Annotated in this window: 15 protein-coding genes; all 15 read left to right on the forward strand. The window is 45.6% G+C overall.

Features of this window, described 5'->3' with window-relative positions:
• The first annotated feature begins 481 nt into the window (after window positions 1-481).
• The 15 genes from HGO97_RS02155 (at window position 482) to HGO97_RS02225 (ending at window position 18,592) form a co-directional block, all read left to right on the forward strand.
• Window positions 482-3,880 (forward strand): PD-(D/E)XK nuclease family protein, encoded by a 3,399-nt coding sequence (locus HGO97_RS02155; protein ID WP_216238967.1) that lies wholly within the window; start codon window positions 482-484, stop codon window positions 3,878-3,880.
• Window positions 3,870-7,628, forward strand: a complete 3,759-nt coding sequence (gene addA, locus HGO97_RS02160; RefSeq protein ID WP_216238969.1) for a helicase-exonuclease AddAB subunit AddA — start codon at window positions 3,870-3,872, stop codon at window positions 7,626-7,628. The genes HGO97_RS02155 and addA overlap by 11 nt, the downstream gene beginning before the upstream one ends.
• A 14-nt stretch (window positions 7,629-7,642) precedes the next feature.
• Window positions 7,643-7,915: a DUF1294 domain-containing protein gene (locus HGO97_RS02165; RefSeq protein WP_216238970.1), complete on the forward strand. Its 273-nt coding sequence runs from the start codon at window positions 7,643-7,645 to the stop codon at window positions 7,913-7,915.
• A 299-nt stretch (window positions 7,916-8,214) separates the two neighbouring features.
• Window positions 8,215-8,538: a PadR family transcriptional regulator gene (locus tag HGO97_RS02170; RefSeq protein ID WP_216238972.1), complete on the forward strand. Its 324-nt coding sequence runs from the start codon at window positions 8,215-8,217 to the stop codon at window positions 8,536-8,538.
• Window positions 8,535-9,359 carry a DUF1700 domain-containing protein gene (locus tag HGO97_RS02175; protein ID WP_216238974.1) on the forward strand — a complete coding sequence of 275 codons (825 nt, stop codon included), beginning with the start codon at window positions 8,535-8,537 and terminating at the stop codon, window positions 9,357-9,359. Before HGO97_RS02170 ends, HGO97_RS02175 begins: the two co-directional genes overlap by 4 nt.
• A gap of 1 nt (window position 9,360) precedes the next feature.
• Entirely contained in the window at window positions 9,361-10,317 is a 957-nt protein-coding gene (locus tag HGO97_RS02180) for a DUF4097 family beta strand repeat-containing protein (RefSeq protein ID WP_216238976.1), read from the forward strand.
• 89 nt (window positions 10,318-10,406) lie between these two features.
• A complete protein-coding gene (locus tag HGO97_RS02185; protein ID WP_216239210.1) occupies window positions 10,407-10,595 on the forward strand; it encodes a PspC domain-containing protein in 189 nt (62 codons plus the stop codon).
• 176 nt (window positions 10,596-10,771) lie between these two features.
• Entirely contained in the window at window positions 10,772-10,957 is a 186-nt protein-coding gene (locus HGO97_RS02190; protein ID WP_216238977.1) for a small, acid-soluble spore protein, alpha/beta type, read from the forward strand.
• A 60-nt stretch (window positions 10,958-11,017) separates the two neighbouring features.
• Entirely contained in the window at window positions 11,018-11,689 is a 672-nt protein-coding gene (locus HGO97_RS02195; protein ID WP_216238979.1) for a WecB/TagA/CpsF family glycosyltransferase, read from the forward strand.
• Window positions 11,690-11,960: 271 nt separating this feature from the next.
• On the forward strand, window positions 11,961-13,052 hold the full coding sequence (locus HGO97_RS02200) for a PucR family transcriptional regulator (RefSeq protein WP_216238981.1): 1,092 nt from the start codon (window positions 11,961-11,963) through the stop codon (window positions 13,050-13,052).
• A gap of 33 nt (window positions 13,053-13,085) precedes the next feature.
• Window positions 13,086-13,772 carry a cell division ATP-binding protein FtsE gene (ftsE, locus tag HGO97_RS02205; protein ID WP_216238983.1) on the forward strand — a complete coding sequence of 229 codons (687 nt, stop codon included), beginning with the start codon at window positions 13,086-13,088 and terminating at the stop codon, window positions 13,770-13,772.
• Window positions 13,762-14,715, forward strand: coding sequence for a permease-like cell division protein FtsX (gene ftsX, locus HGO97_RS02210; RefSeq protein ID WP_216238985.1), 954 nt, complete (start codon window positions 13,762-13,764; stop codon window positions 14,713-14,715). Before ftsE ends, ftsX begins: the two co-directional genes overlap by 11 nt.
• 9 nt (window positions 14,716-14,724) lie before the next feature.
• Complete coding sequence (locus tag HGO97_RS02215) at window positions 14,725-15,888, forward strand: murein hydrolase activator EnvC family protein (protein ID WP_216238991.1); 1,164 nt, start codon at window positions 14,725-14,727, stop codon at window positions 15,886-15,888.
• 83 nt (window positions 15,889-15,971) lie between these two features.
• Window positions 15,972-17,180 carry a S41 family peptidase gene (locus HGO97_RS02220; RefSeq protein ID WP_216238992.1) on the forward strand — a complete coding sequence of 403 codons (1,209 nt, stop codon included), beginning with the start codon at window positions 15,972-15,974 and terminating at the stop codon, window positions 17,178-17,180.
• A gap of 215 nt (window positions 17,181-17,395) precedes the next feature.
• Window positions 17,396-18,592 carry a hypothetical protein gene (locus HGO97_RS02225; RefSeq protein WP_216238993.1) on the forward strand — a complete coding sequence of 399 codons (1,197 nt, stop codon included), beginning with the start codon at window positions 17,396-17,398 and terminating at the stop codon, window positions 18,590-18,592.
• The last annotated feature ends 71 nt before the right edge of the window (window positions 18,593-18,663 follow it).

Below are 18,663 nucleotides of genomic sequence, written 5' to 3' on the forward strand. Positions count from 1 at the left end.
AATAGATTCCTCCTTGTCAGTTTTTTTATGTGTTAATAAGTCTGCTATAGGGCAGAACATAAAGAAAGCCGCAGAAAAGTCAATTCCTGCGGCTTCTTACTATCACATCTTAAAAACAAGGCATCATGAATGGGATGCCTCCTATTGAACTATAAGCGTTCAATAGGGAATATGATAAGAAAAGAGGATGAACCTTCCTGCGATTGCACAACAAAAAAACGGACAGAGTCCTTTCGTCAGTCTGTTTTGTTATGCGGTCATAATTAGCAGGATAAAGTCCTCATCTTTTCATCTCCAATCTTTCATATCAATATCGCTATAGCTCACAGATATCTCTGTAAACTGTACTGATATCGTATCAGATATCAAATTGGAAGTCAATGAGGGATTTTTTAATCTGAGGAAATATGTTAGAATGGAAAAATGCAAAGGGGGCAGACCCCTTTGAACTTGGTTGTTGATTATTTGACAGGAGGTCTGTATGTCATTACAGTTCATATTTGGAAATTCTGGTTCAGGAAAATCCTATTATTTATATCAGACGGTGATCGAGGAGTCCATGAAGCATCCAGAGCTGAATTATCTTGTGCTGGTGCCGGAGCAGTTCACGATGCAGACACAGAAGGATCTGTGTATGATGCACCCCAAGCATGGGATTATGAATATTGATGTTTTAAGTTTCGGAAGGCTTGCGCACCGTATTTTTGAGGAGACAGGAGGAGATACGAAGCGGGTCCTGGATGATGAGGGAAAGAATCTGATTCTGCGCAAGATCGCAGGGGATTATGAGGAAGAACTAAAGGTCCTGCGGGGAAATCTCAAGAAACAGGGATATATCAGTGAGGTGAAGTCCGTGATTTCAGAGTTCACCCAGTATGGAATCGGGTTTGAGAAGCTGGACGAGTTCATGGAAGAATTGGAGCCGGAGAGCTACCTTCATTATAAATTGATGGACATCCGCAAGGTATATGAAGGATTTGAAAATTATCTGGCAGACAAGTACATTACGAAAGAGGAGCTTCTGGATGTTTTGAGTGCTGCGGTACCAAAATCCGATCTTCTGAAAAAGAGTGTGGTCGTACTGGATGGGTTCACTGGATTCACACCTGTGCAGAATAAGCTTTTGGGGGAGCTGATGTGTGTGTGTCAAAAGGTCATGGTCACGGCTGTCATGGATGGACGGGAGGACCCTTATATGTATCGGCATCCCTATCAGCTCTTTGCACTGAGCAAGCAGATGGTGACAAGCTTGGTAAACATTGCAGGGGAGTGCCGTGTTGAAATCGAGGATGCGGTGTGTCTGTACAAGAGACCATTTTACCGTTTTAAGGATAATGAAGTGCTGGGATTTTTAGAGGCGGAATTGTTCCGGTATTCTAAGAAACAGTATGAAAAGAAGCAGGATGTGCTGTCTGTGCATGTGGCGAGGAATCCGAAGAAGGAGGCCGAATTTGCAGCCTCTCACATTCGGTATCTGGTACGGGAGAAGGGACTGCGTTATCGGGATATTGCGGTCATTGCCAGTGATTTGAATGCCTACGCTGTCTGTATGGAAAAGGCGTGTGACACGTATGGTATCCCAGTGTTCATGGACAATAAAAAAAGTATTCTTCTGAATGCATTCGTGGAATATTTAAGAAGCCTGCTTGCGATGGCAGAACAGAATTTTTCCTATGAAAGTGTTTTCCGTTTTCTTCGGACAGGAATGACTGGGTTCACACGTGATGAAGTGGACCGGATGGAGAATTATGTCCTGGCACTTGGACTCAAAGGTTATAAGAAATATAAGGAGGCCTGGGTACGACGTACGGCCGGAGTGGAAGAGGAAGAGCTGGCAGCATTGAATGGATTGCGGGTGCGGTTCGTGGAAAATATCGATGGACTGATGGTCGTGTTAAAACAACGCTCAAAGACGGTCAAGGATATTACTTCTGCGATCTATGACTATCTTGTGGTGCAGCAGTGTCAGAAACGGGTCAAGGAGATGGAGGAGAAATTCCAGGAGCAGGGAGAGCTGGCTCTGGCGAAAGAGTATGCGCAGGTGTACCGGATCGTGATTGAACTGTTTGATAAATTCGTAGAATTATTGGGAGATGAGAAGATCTCTCTGAAGGAATATTGTGAACTTCTGGATGCAGGGCTTGAGGAGGCCAAGGTCGGAGTCATCCCGCCGAGTTTGGATCAGGTGGTCGTCGGGGATGTGGAGAGGACCCGTCTTAAGGACATCAAGGCGTTGTTCTTTGTAGGGGCAAATGATACTCTCCTTCCAGGCAAACTGGGACAAGGAGGACTTTTATCCGAACGTGACAGGGAACATTTTACGGAACAGAAGATCGCACTTTCTCCGGGCTCTAAGGAGAAGACCTACATTCAGAAATTTTATCTCTACATGAATCTGACGAAGCCGACACAGTATTTGTGCCTTTCCTACAGCAAGGTCTCAGCAGACGGAAAAAGCCTGCGTCCGGCGTATCTGATTCAGGATATCCGACGGTTATTCCCGGCTCTTAAAATCATTGATGAGGAGCAGATCGGCATAACGGGGCAGGAGCTGACCCAAAAGACGGCAACGGAATATCTGATCGATGGTCTGCGTAATCGTGCGGCAGGACTATCTGATGAGTGGAAGGAGCTGTTCTCCTGGTATATGGAGAATCAGAGGCAGAATCAGGAAAAATTGCAGGAGGATGAGAGTTCCGGTAAAGTGGAAGGAAAGGAAAACAGTGTGGAAAGAATGCTCGATGCCGCCTTTTTTAGAAAAGAGCCGGACCGTTTGACCAAGGAGGCTGCCAGACTGATGTATGGGGATGCGTCCAGATTCAGTGTCACCAGACTGGAGCGTTTCGCATCCTGTGCATATGCACATTTTCTGACGTATGGGCTGCGCCTTTCAGAACGTGAACAGTATCAGTTCGAGGCCATGGATCTGGGAAATATTGCCCACCAGTCCATGGAACGTTTTGCCAAGAAGGCAGATGCGAATCAGATTCCATGGACCGAGATGGGGGAAGCCATGCGGACTCAGTTGATTGAGGAAAGTGTGGAGGAAAGTATCGTCGATTATGGAAATACGGTGTTGTTCAGCAGCGCACGCAATGAATACATGGTGACACGTATTAAAAAATTGATCCACCGCTCCGTATGGGCTTTGACAGAACAGCTCAGAAAGGGCGATTTTGTGCCAAGTGGTTATGAGATGAAGTTCGGAAGCGGCAAGATCGACAGAATCGATACCTGCGAGGATGAGAACAAGGTCTATGTCAAGGTCACAGATTACAAGACCGGAGCGAAAAGTTTTGATATCACCTCTTTCTATCATGGATTACAGATGCAGCTTCCGGTGTATCTGAATGCAGCTCTGGATATTGAGCAGAAACGTCATCCCGGTCAGGAAGTCCTTCCGGCGGGCATCTTTTATTACCGCATGAAGGACCCGATCGTAGAAAAAGAGAAAAACGAGGCTCTTCTGGAGGAAAAGCTTTTGAAAGAGTTGAAGCTGGATGGGCTCGTGAATGCCGACGAGGCTGTGATCGGGCATTTAGAAAAGGACTTGAGCGGGAACTCCAATTTTATTCCCGTGGGGAAAAATAAGGATGGCAGTTTAAGCCGGTATTCGAAGGTCCTGGCACCTGCCGAATTTCATACGCTTCTGGAGTATACCAAACGAAAGGAACAGGAATTAAAGCGCCGCATTCTGGAAGGGGAGGCCCATGCAAGGCCCTTTGAAATGGGGAACAGTACGGGCTGTGATTATTGCGGTTTTCGGGATATCTGCGGATTCGAACCGGGGCTTGAGGGATATGAATATCACAGCTTAGAGAAATTAAGTAAGGAGGACGTAGTAGAACGGATGAAGGAGGAGCAGGAGAATGGGCGTTAAGTGGACAGCGGAACAACAGAAGGTCATTGATCTGAGAAACCGGAATATCCTGGTCTCGGCGGCAGCAGGTTCCGGTAAGACGGCTGTTCTGGTCGAAAGAATCATTCAGATGCTCACAGATTCAGAACATCCGGTGGACGTGGACCGTCTTCTGATCGTGACCTTTACCGAGGCAGCAGCAGCGGAGATGAAGGAGCGTATCCGTGAGGCAATCGAAAAGTCGCTGGAGGAGCACCCGGAAAATGTTCACCTGCAGCGGCAGGCCACCTTGATTCACAGTGCCCAGATTACGACGATACACAGCTTCTGTCTGTCCGTCATACGGGACCATTTTCATGTGTTGGATATAGATCCTGGTTTTCGTATTGCAGAGGAGGGAGAATTAAAGCTCCTTAAGCAGGATGTTCTGGATGAATTATTGGAAGCATGCTATGCAAATGGGGATGTTCCTTTCCTGGAATTCGTGGAAAAATTCGGTGCCGGCAGGAATGATAAAAAGATGGAGGAGGTCATCCTCAAGCTTTATGAATATTCCAGAAGTTATCCACAGCCGGATATGTGGCTTGACCAGTGTGCAGAAAGTTACCGCGGGGAGGAAAGCAGTACAGAGGATTCCAGTGTCATAGAGGACAAAACCGAAAATACGGAGGCAGACGATTCGGCCTGTATGAAACGTGTCAAGGAGTTAGTCCGTCAGAAAGCGGAGGATATGCTTGCTATTCTGGAGGAAGGAATGACGATTTGTGAACTGCCGGACGGTCCTTATATGTATGGGGATATGCTGGAGTCAGATCAGGCAGCAGTTTTGCGGCTTGCGAAGTCAGACACCTTTGAAGAGATGTATCAGGCCGTGCTTGGTATTACATGGAAACGTCTTTCTGCGAAGAAAGATGAGACTGTAGATGTGGATAAAAAGGAGCGCGTCAAGGCTCTGCGTGAAAAAGTCAAGAAAATGGTCAAGGATCTGACTGGAATGTATTTCTATGAGGAGCCACAGGAAATCCTAGCGGATATGGAAGCTGCTGCGGGGACGATGGAAGTGCTGAGCGGCCTTGTGAAACAATTTGCGGTTCTTTTTTCGGAGAAAAAGCAGAGCAAGAATATGATTGATTTCAATGACATGGAGCAGTTCGCTTTAAGGATACTGACATCCAAGGAAGAGGGGACGCTCGTTCCATCTCCTGTGGCTAAAGAGTATCAGAAACAGTTCATGGAAGTGATGATCGATGAGTATCAGGACAGTAACCTGATACAGGAAGCAATCCTTACCAGTGTTTCTACGGTAAGCAGAGGCAGGAATAATATATTCATGGTGGGGGACGTGAAGCAGAGCATCTATCGTTTCCGGCTTTCCAGGCCGGAGCTGTTCATGGAAAAATATGATACCTACAGTCAGGAGGACAGCGACAAACAGCGGATCGACCTGCATAAAAATTTCCGAAGCAGGGAAGAGGTATTGAGCAGTGTCAATTTCATATTCGAACACATTATGCGAAAGGAGCTGGGCGGCATTCTATATGATAAGCAGGCAGCCTTATATCCGGGGGCTGCTTATGAGCCGCAGGTCGATGCCGCAGGTCGATCGATCAACCAGACAGAGCTTTTATTAGTGGATACATCCGAGATACAGGCTCAAGAGGAGGAAGAGATACCGCCTCCGGGAAAAATGAGGACTGGGAAGGAACTGGAGGCAAAGGCAATTGCGAAGCGGATCAAGGAGTTATTGCAAAGCGGTCGGGTGTTAGATAAGGCAACTGGGAAATACCGTGCTCCAAGGTATCAGGATATAGTTATTCTGACCAGAAGTATCAAAGGCTGGGCCGATACATTTGCCGAGGTATTGGGAGAAGAAGGAATTCCCGCGTATGCTGGTAGTCAAGAGGGATATTTTGAGACGTATGAGGTGAGTATCCTGCTGGATTATCTGCGGATTCTGGACAATTTCAGACAGGAACTTCCTTTGACCGCAGTGCTGACCTCGCCCTTCGCAGGTCTGAATGCCCAGGAGCTTGCAGAAATCAGGAACGCGTTTCCAGAAATCCCCTTCTATGAGGCGGTGAAGCGTTATGCATCTTATGGAACAGAAGAGGACCAAGAAGCGGAAACAGGGGAGGGTTCAAAAGGCATCGAAGAGGACAAACAGAGGATGTTCATAGAACCGGACAGGGAAATCAGCAGACGTCTGCGGCAATTTCTATGTACGCTCCAGCATTTTCGTGAGATGGTTCCCTATACAGCGATTCATGAACTGCTCTGGTATATTATAGAAGAAACAGGTTATGGAATCTATGCGGCGTCCATGCCGGGAGGCGCACAGCGTATGGCAAATGTGGATATGCTTGTGGAGAAAGCGTCGGCATTTGAGGGGACCAGTTACAAGGGACTGTTCAATTTTGTGCGTTATATTGAACAGCTTCAAAAATACGATGTGGATTACGGTGAGGCGAATATCGCAGATGAACAGGCCGACACGGTCCGTATTTTGACGATTCACAAGAGTAAGGGGCTGGAATTCCCAATTGTCTTCGTTGCCGGTATGGGCAAGCAGTTCAATACCCAGGATGTCAAAGGGAGTCTGGTCATTCACCCGGAATGGGGCGTGGGAATTGATTCCATCGATCTGGAAAGAAGAACGAAGATTCCGACCATTCTAAAAAAGGTCATTCAAGAAGAAATCACAAGAGAAAATCTGGGAGAAGAACTCCGAGTGCTCTATGTTGCGCTGACCAGAGCAAAGGAAAAACTGATCATGACGGGGCAGCTCTCAAATGCAGAGGAAACACTGGAGCGGTATGAGGCAGAGGATAGAAAGGGGCGGGATAAAGACGCAGAACCTCTTCCCTATTATATCCTTGCTGGGGCAAGAAGTTATCTGGATTGGGTGCTTCCTCTTCTTCCTAAGATCACAGAGGAAATTCCGATTGAAGTGCGGATCGAGGATGTATGGAATCTGGCAGCCAACGAGAGTGCGGACAGAAAGGCAGAAGAAATTGCGAGGGACGTACTAGAGCATTGGGACACAACGAGGACCCACCATGAGCAGTTGGGAAGACAGCTCAAGGAGCAGCTTGGATATATCTATCCCTATGAACAGGAAGGAAAGCTGAAATTAAAATTTACTGTATCGGAGTTGAAAAAGCGTGCATATCTGGAGGAAGAAGCGGGTGAGGAGATGTATGAGGAGCCGGAGATGGTCCCTCTTCTTCCTGAATTCCTGAAAGAGGAAACGAAGCTTACAGGAGCCTCCCGTGGTAGTGCATACCATAAACTTCTTGAGCTTCTGGATTTTACAAAGGAATATGAACAAAAGACCTTGCTTTCTGAAATCAGGAGACTGGAATCAGAAGGACGCCTTGCCCACGATATGGCACAGTGCATCCGTCCTTTCGATATACTCGTATTTTTGTCCAGCAGAAGCGGTAAAAGAATGATTGAGGCTGCAAAGAGGAACCAGCTTCGAAAAGAACAGCCTTTTGTCCTTGGGGTAGACGCCAGAGAGATCTATCCAGATGAAAGGAGCGATGAGACGATTCTGGTACAGGGAATCATAGACGTTTATTTTGAGGAAGAGGACGGGCTGGTCGTACTGGACTACAAAACAGACCATGTGCGTACCGCAGAGGAGCTCAAGGAAAAATATCATGCCCAATTAGACTACTACGCACAAGCGCTGGAACAGTTATTGGGAAAACATGTGAAAGAGAAGATCATATACTCATTTACGCTGAAACAAGAAATTTCTGTATGATAAAAGGAGGACTTATGCCGCAGAACTATTTCATAATGTATCTCATCCTGATCAATGCTGCTGCATTTATCACCTACGGAATTGACAAAAAGCGTGCCCGGAAGCAGCAGTGGCGTATCCCTGAGAAGACCCTGCTTCTTCTGGCATTGGTCGGAGGCAGTATCGGGGCATACGCTGGAATGCAGACATTCCGGCATAAGACGAAAAAGCCGCTGTTTCAAGCAGGCGTTCCACTGATCCTCTTGATACAGGGAGTGCTGGCTGTCCGATTTTTAATACTACATTAGAAAATAAGAGGGAATGAGGGCGTAGCAAAGTGGATTTGGAATAGCTGCTTTGAGTAACGAAGATTTTAAGAGCTGCCGCAGTCGATGGGCAGCTCTTTTTGTGAACGCAGATATTCGGTCTGCTTTGATTTCTTAAGAAATCCTAAAGGTTTATAATAATGGTTGACAGAAAATATTATACGACATATAATATAGAAAACAAAACAATATTAAATAAATTGCAATATCGATGAATCTACAACATTAAGGACATGATAATGATACAGGATTCGTAATCATATCGTAAAAGGAGTGAGAACATGGTATTTAACACTGGTGCGGCATTGCTGGACGCAATTGTACTTGCAGTTGTCTCCAGAGAGAATGAAGGTACTTATGGGTATAAGATCACCCAGGATGTCCGCAGAGCCATTGATGTATCGGAATCAACTCTGTATCCTGTGCTCAGACGCCTGCAGAAGGATGAATGTCTGGAAGTATATGACAGACAGTTTGACGGCAGGAACAGGAGATACTATAAGGTGACAGAGAAGGGCATGGTACAGTTGAACCTGTACAGAGTAGAATGGAAGAAATATTCAGGTAAGATCAACGAGATTTTTGAGGGAGGTGTCATAGAATGAATCGAAAGGAATTTATGGAGAGGCTTGAAGTACTGCTTGCAGTAATTCCGGAGGAGGAGAGGCAGGAAGCAATCCATTTTTATACAGATTATTTTGAAGACGCAGGTGAGGAGAATGAAGCCCAGGTCATTAAAGAGTTAGGAAGCCCGGAGAATGTTGCGGCGCTGATCAAGGCGGACCTAAGCGGCGATGGCGGCGGCGACGGCGGCGGTGAGTTTACGGAGAATGGATATAGCGATTCCAGATTTGAACAGAGAGCAGATCCGGTACCTCGTCCGAACCGTTATAAAAGAGCAGAAGGCGGGTATACTTATCACAGTACGCAGAGTGGCCAGTCCACATCATCATATAGAAGTAATTCTTATGAGAGAGGAGCCTATGGCAATGATTCCTACAGTCGTGATTCATATGGATCGGATCAAGAATATCAGGAGCCTCCTAGAACCAGCAGGCCGCTAAAAATCGTACTTGTGATTCTGATCGCATTGGCCGTTGCCTCATTCGCATGGCCGATCCTGCTTGCGGTATTAGGAATTACCATTGGTCTTGTATTTGCTGCATTTGGTCTGTTTGCAGGCTTGGTAGTCGGGGCCGTGGCATTGATGATAGCAGGATTTGCGATTTTTGTGCTGGGGCTCACAAAGATTCTGACGGCACTTCCAATTGCGTTGGTGACAAGTGGTTCTGGATTGATTCTCTTTGTGCTCGGTCTCATTGCGACCGTGGCGGCAGTAAAGCTTTGTTTCGTGATGTATCCGGCTATTTTCAGAATCATTGTGAATATCTGCAGATGGCCATTCCATAGAAAGGCGGTGTCTTAATATGAAAAAAGGATGGAAGATTTTCTGGATCATATGTGCTTCCGTTTTGGGAGCCGGATTTGTACTTTGTATCATAGGAACTGCTATGGGAGCTACCTTATCTGGAATTCGAAGTGCTTACGCGGATGAAGTGAGATACAGGCACGGCATGGTTTCCCTTAGAAATGAGTGGAATGACTGGGATAATCCCGATGATTGGAGCGATAATCCAGATGTTTCAGACGATATAGATGACTATGAGGACTACTATGAAGAGGAAGACGACTACGATGAGCCGGAGGAAATCCAGGGGGAATTAGAGGAAGTCTCGAATTTTACAGGAATTAGGGAACTGGATGTAGAGCTGGACTATCTCAAGCTGATCGTAAGGGAAGGTGATGGAGACGATATCAGAGTAGATGCGGGAGGTATCTATGAAGACTGCCGTGATTATCTGGTGTATGGTCAGGAGGACGGCACACTGAAGATAGAGGATCAGTTCAATAAGAGCCTCTGGAAACGACTGGGCCGAAAGGATGCAGGAAAGCTGATCATTGAGGTGCCAAAGGATAGAGCACTGGAAGATGTTTCCCTGGAAATCGGAGCCGGAGAAATCGAAATCAAGAGTATTAAAACAGGGTGTCTGGATCTGAATGTAGGTGCAGGCCAGGCGATTGTGAAGCAATTCGAAACAAAGGATCTGAATGTCGACTGCGGCGCCGGGCAGGTAAAGCTGAATGGTGATTTTACACGCAAGGCAGAACTGGAGTGCGGCGTGGGGGATTTGGACCTGACTCTTGCAGGCAGACAAAAGGATTATGATTACGAACTAAAAAGCGGCCTGGGAGAAATCAAACTGGGCGGAAGCAGTTTTTCGGGACTTGGAGTTGATAAGACCATAAAAAATAATGCCGGAAAGTTACTGACTATCGATTGCAGCGTTGGAACGGCCGAGGTTTCCTTTGCAGAGAAGCTTTAAAGAAAGATTCATAGAATAAATGATAGATGAAGTAATATGTCACAAAAAAGAATAGAATCATAGAGAGATTCATAAAAGGAGGAGTCATGATGTCACAGAAAAAATTATATCGTTCCAGAAGTAACCGTATGATCTGTGGAGTATGTGGAGGCGTTGGAGAGTATTTTAATATTGATGCTACCCTGGTGCGGCTTTTGCTGGTACTGTTAGGATGCACAGGTTCCGGTATCCTGGCGTACTTCATTGCAGCAGTTATCATCCCAGACGAGCCGATCTGATCTTATTAGAGGAAATATCGAAGCAGATGATCTGGTAGAAGAAAAGATAAGAACCGCCGCAGGTGGTGATACCAATATGGGTATTCACTATCTGCGGCGGATTTTTCTTAACTTATGTGAATGTCTCACCCTATTCAGGCAATACTCCTACCAAAAGGAAAGGTAGGTTAGAAAAAATGTCCACAAAAAAAATAAAACCGATTGACTTGAAAAATCTGGAACCAGAAGAAAAATTAAAATATGAAATCGCCGAAGAACTGGGGCTTCTCGATAAAGTGGTCACAGAGGGATGGCGTTCCTTATCCTCCAAAGAAACAGGCCGGATCGGGGGGCTGATTACGAAAAGAAAGCGAAAGAGTTGAAAAATATGTAATTTTTTGATACAATTATACGCCTGGGGAGAAGAAGCATAGGTGATGTGAATGAAAAAGAAGATTAATATCTTTGATGTGGAGATTGACGGCTTCACAGCAAAGGCTGCCATGCAGGCGGCCGTTGAGTATATGCAGAGTGAGTCCATCAACACGATAGAGATTGTTACATTGGATATGCTCATGCAGGGACAGGACAGCCCTGAATGGATAGAGAAGACAAAAGAGATAGATTTGATACTTCCGGGTGAAAAAGAGATTTTAGAGGCCGCGGAGGTGGAGGATAGGAATTTATTAAAGGATGTGACGAATGAACTGTTTCTAAGAATGTTCATCCGTTTTCTGCAGAGGAACCATAAGAAGATTTTCCTGATCGCAGGTTCTGGGCAGGAGCTGGAAAGCCTGAAACCAGCTCTGGAAAGATATAACAGAGGAATTGTCATTGTGGGGCAGGGAATCCTGGACCCGGAGGGCAAAGCAGAGGAAGAGATCATCAATGAGGTGAATGGAGTGGAGACGGACTGTATCCTGTCTATCCTGCCCTCACCGCAGCAGGAAGAATTCATCGTTAAAAACAGCGCACTGCTCAATGCCAGGATGTGGCTTGGATGCGGAAAGACATTGTCCAGGATGTATGGAGAGCGCAGTGGAAGCGGGGTACGCCGCTTTTTTCTGAAAAAGATATTCCGTTATCGGGTCGGAAGGCAGAGGAAGGAAGTATGACAGTATCGTGCTGTTAGTACCTGCAATCTGGGGCTTGTATGCTTTGAAAAAATTTGCCTATCATAAAATTTGTGAACTATGTATAGTTTTTAAAATGTTAATTTTTTGTAAAATATATGAGGAAATGCATAAAAATAGTGGATTTCCTCTTTATTTTTTTGACGTTATGCATTAATATATAATTTATATATGTGCGTTCCAGATTTTAAGTGAACCTAATCTTTGTGAAAAATGCACATGGAAATGAGCGGATGAGCGGAGGAGATAAAATATGATTTCTAACCAGATACTTCAGAACACGATCGAAGGCCTTAAAGGAATTTCCAGAATTGATTTCTGCGTGCTGGATACAGAAGGCAAGGCACTTGCCACTACATTTGAGGATGCGAAGGAATATGAGAGCGCAGTCCTGTCGTTTGTGGAGTCTCCAGCTGACAGCCAGGTAATCCAGGGGAATCAATTTTTTAAGATTTTTGATGAACAGCAGTTGGAATACGTACTGCTTGCCGGCGGTGAGAGCGAAGATGTTTACATGGTCGGCAAGATTGCAGCCTTTCAGGTACAGAGCCTGTTAGTTGCTTATAAGGAGAGATTTGATAAGGACAACTTCATCAAGAATCTTCTGCTGGATAACCTGCTGTTGGTGGACATTTATAACAGAGCTAAAAAATTACATATTGACACAGAAGTAAAACGTGTTATCTTTATTATTGAAACATCTCATGAAAAAGATAGCGTGGCACTGGACAATGTAAGGAACCTTCTCGGCGGGAAGTCCAAGGACTTCATTACAGCTGTGGACGAGAAGAATATCATTGTGGTGAAGGAACTTTCTGATAAAGACGGTGGTCGTGAGCTTGAGAAGATGGCCAAGGATATGCTTGATACCTTAAAGGATGAGAGTGGAGAGGAACATATCCACATTGCATACGGCACCATCGTGAATGATATCAAGGAAGTTTCCAAGTCCTATAAAGAAGCGAAGCTTGCACTGGATGTAGGCAAGATTTTCTTCGATGAGAAGGATATAGTGGCATACAGCACGCTCGGCATCGGACGTCTGATCTATCAGCTTCCGATCCCGCTTTGTAAGATGTTTATTAAGGAGATCTTCGAGGGGAAATCTCCGGACGACTTTGATGAGGAGACATTGACGACTATCAACAAGTTTTTTGAAAATAGCCTGAATGTATCAGAAACGTCCAGACAGCTGTATATTCACAGAAATACACTGGTATATCGACTGGATAAGCTGCAGAAGAGCACAGGTCTTGATCTGCGTGTTTTTGAAGATGCGATCACCTTCAAGATTGCTCTGATGGTAGTCAAGTACATGAAGTATATGGAATCATTAGAATACTAATATACCAGGGGTATGAATAATTAGGAGGAGCATATGATTGAATTAAGAAATGTAACGAAGGAGTACTCGAAGGGCAATGCCGCCTTGAACGGTGTATCCGTGAAGATCGAGAGGGGCGAATTCGTTTTCATCGTAGGTGACAGTGGTTCAGGTAAGTCAACTCTGATCCGTCTGATCATGAAGGAGCTGGACCCTACAGAAGGAACGATCATCGTCAACGGGCAGAACCTGAACAGAATGAGACATCGTCACATTGCGAAGTACAGAAGAGGATTAGGCGTAGTCTTCCAGGATTTCCGACTCCTGAAGGACCGTAATATTTATGAGAACATTGCATTTGCACTGCGTGTTACAGAGACACCGCCGCGTGTGATCAAGAAGAAAGTGCCGGCGGCGCTTTCACTGGTAGGGCTGGCTCAGAAGTATAAGTCATTCCCGAAGGAGCTGTCAGGGGGAGAGCAGCAGCGTGTAGCGATTGCAAGGGCAATTGTGAATGAACCTGCTATTTTGTTGGCCGACGAGCCGACTGGTAACCTAGATCCAACGAACTCATGGGAGATCATGAGTCTGTTGAAAGAGGCGAATGAGAGAGGGACAACTGTATTGGTTGTTACTCACAACCAGGAAATCGTAAACGAGATGAACGAGCGCGTCATAACGATGAAACAAGGCGTTATCGTCAGTGATGAACAAAAAGGTGGGTATTTCGATGAGAATTAGTACATTAGGATACGTAGGAAAACAAGGGGTTAAGAATATTGGAAGAAATAAGATGTTCTCGCTTGCATCCATTGCAACGATGTCAGCCTGTATCTTCCTGTTTGGTCTGTTCTTCTCCATCCTGCTGAACTTTCAATATATCATAAAGACAGCAGAAGAGGGAGTGGCGATCACCGTATTTTTCGATGATGATGTCACACAGAAGCAGATCGATGATATCGGAACTGCATTAAAGGGCAGGGACGATGTTGCAAAGGTGAACTATGTCTCTGCAGATGATGCATGGGATAAGTTCAAAAATGATTATTTTGGAGATAATGCCGATCTTGCAGAAGGCTTCAAGAATGACAACCCTCTGGCAGGATCAGATAACTATGAAGTCTATATGAAGACAAGTGAGGATGATGAGGCGAGTCTTTCTGTAAGGAGCAAGTCTCTGGCAGCGACGCAGCAGGACCTTGTAAAGTTTGCAAAGAGCCTGGACGGTGTCAGAAAGGTGAATAAGTCTGATGTCGTAGCCAATACACTTTCCAGTGTGAATGTGTTGGTTGCATATGTATCCATCGCGATCATCATTATCCTGTTCGGAGTATCTATCTTCCTCATCAGTAATACGGTCACCATGGGTATCACGGTCCGTAAGGAAGAGATTGCGATTATGAAGTATATCGGTGCGAAGGACTTTGTAGTCCGTTCACCGTTCGTTATTGAAGGTCTGATCATGGGAGTGATCGGTGCGATCATACCATTGGCACTGCTTTATGCATTATACGGAAAAGCGGTGCAGTATGTATTGACCAAGTTCCAGATCCTGAACAATATTATTGAGTTCCTCCCGGCATCTTATGTGTACAAATTCCTCCTTCCAATTGGATTGCTCCTTGGTGTGGGAATTGGTTTCATAGGAAGTTTCTTTACAGTACGCAAGCACTTAAAGGTATAGGGGGCGCCTATGAACAGACGAAAGAGGAGTATAATAAGCGGGGTACTGGTACTTGCCTTAAGTCTTGGTATGGTCATGAACGTCAATGCTACGACGGTGGATGAAGCCAAGAAAAAGGCACAGGAATTGGAGGATAAGAAGAAATCGGCCGAGAAAGAGAAGAATGCTCTTGCAGACCAGCTCAATACGATCATCAACGAGATGAATGAGATGAAGGAGAAGCTGAATAAGAAGCAGTCCGAGATCGAGAAGGCGGAGAATGATCTTGTCCAGGCAAAGGTCGATGAAAATGACCAATATGAGAGCATGAAGAAACGGATTAAGTTCATGTATGAGAATGGGAATTCCCAACTGATCGAAATTCTGCTCGAAAGTGACAGTATTGGAGATTTTTTGAATAAAGCAGAGTATGTTTCGCAGATTTCTGCATATGATAGAGATATGCTCGTGCAGTTCCAGGAGATCGTAAAAGAGGTCGAGGAAAAGGAAAAGGCACTCCAGGAGGAATACACAGAGTTAAAGGGGCTTCAGGATTCCTTGATTGAAAAGCAGAATGAAGTACAGGCGCTGTTGGAAGAGAAGGATATCCAGATATCAAATCTGGATAAGCAGATCGGGGAGAATGCAGCAACGCTTGAGAAGTTGATCAAGGAGGCAGAAGCAGAACGCCAGAAGCAGATTCAGCAGCAGAAGGCGGCAGAAGAAGCGGCCAAGCAGGCGGCGGCACAGCAGCAGGCACAGAACTCGGGCGGAGGAAGCAGTTATGTACCTCCGAGCAGTGATAATGTGGTCAGCGGAGGCGGCCAGTTCACACATCCATGCCCAGGTGCCGTGGTTTCCAGTACATTTGGATACCGTGATTTTGACGGGGCATTCCACAAAGGGCTTGATCTGGCGGCGGCAGAGGGAACGCCTACATATGCGGCAGCAGATGGTTTTGTAGTCACTGCAGGATGGAGTGACAGTGCCGGAAACTGGGTGGTCATCAACCACGGGAACGGGTTAGTGACAAAGTATATGCATCATTCCGCACTTGCGGTATCTCAGGGACAGAACGTTTCGAAAGGACAGCAGATCGGATATGTAGGGAATACCGGGAACTCATTCGGTGCGCATCTGCATTTCCAGGTGGAACTGAACGGTGCGGCTGTAGATCCGATGGGATATTTATAGGAATTTAATGCTGAGTAAAAGGAAATGATAAAGTAGGGAGAACAGCCCTACAGAATGAAAAACTCAAAGTTTGGAGAACAGGCATGGAGGATCAGAATAAGAGTTTTATAAAGGGGGCGCTGTCAGGCGCCCTCATTATGCTTTCTGTCGTTCTAGTCGGCGGCTGTGCATGGAAAGCAGTGGAAAAGAAGCTTCTGCCGAAGAATTCGGCGGCAGTACAGGCAGAGTCAGATGACAAGACAGAAGAGAAGCTAAAGATGATCGGGGAACTGATTGACGAGCAGTATCTCTATTCCGATGAAATTGATGAAAAAGCTCTGCAGGAGGGAATCTACAGCGGTTATGTGAGCGGTCTGGGAGATCCCTATACCGTATATTATGATGAGGAGCAGACCAATGAACTGCTGGAATCCACGACAGGGGAATATTCAGGTGTAGGTGCTCTTCTTTCACAGGATCTTACCACGGGGCTTGTGACCATTTCCGGGGTATATAAGGATTCACCGGCAGAGGAATCAGGACTTATGGAAGGAGATATCCTCTACCAGGTAGATGATCACGATATCAGCGGTGAGGACCTGACAGAGGTCGTGAGCTGGATTAAAGGTGAGGAAGGTACGGATGTCGTGCTACATGTCTACAGAGGTGAGAAACGGGAAGCCGTTGCATGTAAAGCGACACGCCGGAAGATAGAAGCACAGACTGTCGAGTATTCTATGAAACCAGGGAATACCGGATATATCCGTATTACAGAATTTGATTCGGTCACCTATGATCAATTCAAGAATGCCCTGGCAGATTTGGAAAATCAGGGTATGGAGAGTCTGGTGATCGATCTGCGCGGGAATCCAGGCGGCAATTTAGATACGACAGTGGATATGCTGAAACTGATCCTGCCGAAAGGGACAATTGTTTCCACTAAGGATAAGTACGGGGAAGAAATTGAATATACGAACGAAGAGGACCATGAATTCCAAAAGCCTCTGGCTGTTTTGGTAAATCAATATAGTGCCAGTGCATCCGAGATTTTTTCGGGGGCTGTACAGGACTATGGGGTTGGAAAAATCGTGGGCATGACCACGTATGGAAAAGGGATTGTTCAGCAGATTTTTGATTTGCAGGACGGAACCTGTGTGAAGATCACGATTTCCGAGTATTTTACTCCGAATGGAAGAAGTATCCATAAGAAGGGGATCACACCGGATGTGGAAGTGGAATATCAGGCTGACCCTGAGAATAAAGAGGCTGATAACCAGCTCGATAAAGCGTTAGAGGTTGTGCAGCAGAAATAGAAGATGCAGTGTTTAGGGCTGCCGTAAGAGGAGACGTTTCATCTTACGGTAGTTCTTTTTTGATATAGGAAACTTTATTCCTTTTTGAATCACAGTATATGGAAAATGCAGAATATGTCGTTTTTTTCTTGAACAATTGCTGGGAAACTGATAGAGTCGAAGTAAGGAATAGTGAAAAGTTGGAAAAGAAGCTAAGAGTGCAGGGGGAAAGGCTTATGAAGGGAAAGAGATGTTATCTGTGTGGAGGAAAGCTTTCGGACGGGCGCTGCATAGAATGTGGACTTGATAATTTAAAGAGTGAGAGGAAGAGCTACCGGCTCAATAGCAGCAGTTATGAGAAGAAAATGCACAGTCCAAGCTCTGTGTCTGACGCGAATTCTGAGAAGGCACGGGCAGGACGCAGTGCCGCAGCCCAGAAGAAACAAGATGAGAGGAACGAAGGTCTCGCAAAGGCACGCGTAGCGAGGGAAGCAGATCTGACGAAATCCTATGAGGACCGCAAAAAGAAAACGGATCAAGCAGCGGCGGGGTATATCGTGCACAATGCGGGAAGCAGTCCGCAAAAAGGAACGTTAAGGAATACAGGTTATACAAAGCAGAAATTAGGGAAGATTTCCAAGAATAACATGACAAAGCTAACGGGAGTGATTATTACGCTGGTCATCGCGGTCGGCAGTCTTGTTACAGAGTACATTTCAAAGAATGATTTATCTTCTTCCAAAATTGAGAGTGTTCCGGTGGAAGAACAGGACCCATATGAGTTCGTACAGCGTGAGCTTTCTACAGAAGGGGTAGATTATGAGGTGCTTCTGCTGCCAGGAGAATATCAGGCAGGAGTCCATATACCGGAGGGAAATTATCAGGTGATTTTAAAAGAGGGCAGCGGTAATGTTTCGGTGGATGACATAGAGAATTCCATTTATCTGTGGCAGGCAATAGGAACCAATGAAGAGCACGATGAGGTAGAGCAGTGGGACGATGTCAGAATTTATTCAGGCGCTGTGATAGAAGTGACAGGGAATCTTCAGGTCCAGTTAAAGACAGACTGTGCGCAGAGTACGGCAATGCCATTGATGCAGGAAAACCCATTGACCCAGAATATCACCCTGACAAAGGGCAAAGAAGTCACGGCCGGAGAGGATTTTCCAGCAGGAGTATACGACATCGTATCTATGGGGGAGTGGACTTATGTTGCGTGTAAGATACCGATGTATACAGACTTTGAAGAGGAGGAACTAAACTATATGACCCAGAGCCAGTGGATATCTGAGGACGGCCTTGACAGTACATATCGTAATCTGGTCATACCAAGTGGGGCACAGATCTATGCTGAGAATGCAGATGTTCAGTTGATTCCGAGTGAGTTTATTATATCCGAGGATTATGATTCCTATTATGACCGATATAGATAGACTATTTGGATAATATTAGAATCACAGAATGACATATCTGTGAGGAAAAGATATAGGCGGAATGCTTCTTT

Source organism: Faecalicatena faecalis (assembly GCF_012524165.2).
Taxonomy (GTDB): domain Bacteria; phylum Bacillota; class Clostridia; order Lachnospirales; family Lachnospiraceae; genus Faecalicatena_A; species Faecalicatena_A faecalis.